The following is a 391-nucleotide window of genomic DNA, read 5'->3' as shown; positions in this document are numbered from 1 at the left end:
CGGGCTCGCTGCCCATCACCGTGGCGCCGACGCTGGGCGCGCCGTTGGGTTCGAGCACCATGACGACGATGGGCTTGCTCGGCTCGCGCACCTCCAATTCCACGCGCTTCGAGCCTCCGGCCTCCAGCTCCACGACCTTCTGCTGGTCGCTATTCTGGCTGACGGAGTCCGTCATCCAGGCGGTGAGCGTGTAGCGGCCCGCGCGCACCCGCATCGACCAGGCGCCGTCGGGAGTGGCCGCGACCTTCACGACTTCGGTGTAGGAGGCGCCCGCCCGCAGGGCGGAGACGGTGACGGGCTTCGGGGCACCCGGCCTCCCCGGAGCCGGACGGTGCCTTCGAGCAGGCCCTCCCCGGTGAGCTGGAGGCGGACGCGGCTCGTCTCTCCTGGG

The 391-nt window shown here is 72.1% G+C and carries 1 protein-coding gene; it reads right to left on the bottom strand.

The window, feature by feature from the left end; translation table 11 throughout:
* Positions 1-250, bottom strand: a 250-nt coding sequence (locus HUA75_RS46110) for a hypothetical protein (protein ID WP_174490143.1), incomplete at its 3' end; no start/stop codon positions are given.
* Between the last annotated feature and the right edge of the window lie 141 nt (positions 251-391).

This window comes from Myxococcus sp. CA040A (assembly GCF_013336725.1).
GTDB classification, from domain to species: Bacteria; Myxococcota; Myxococcia; order Myxococcales; family Myxococcaceae; genus Myxococcus; species Myxococcus llanfairpwllgwyngyllgogerychwyrndrobwllllantysiliogogogochensis.
Note: the sequence above shows the minus strand (reverse complement) of the source record. Positions and strands in the feature narration are given on the sequence as shown.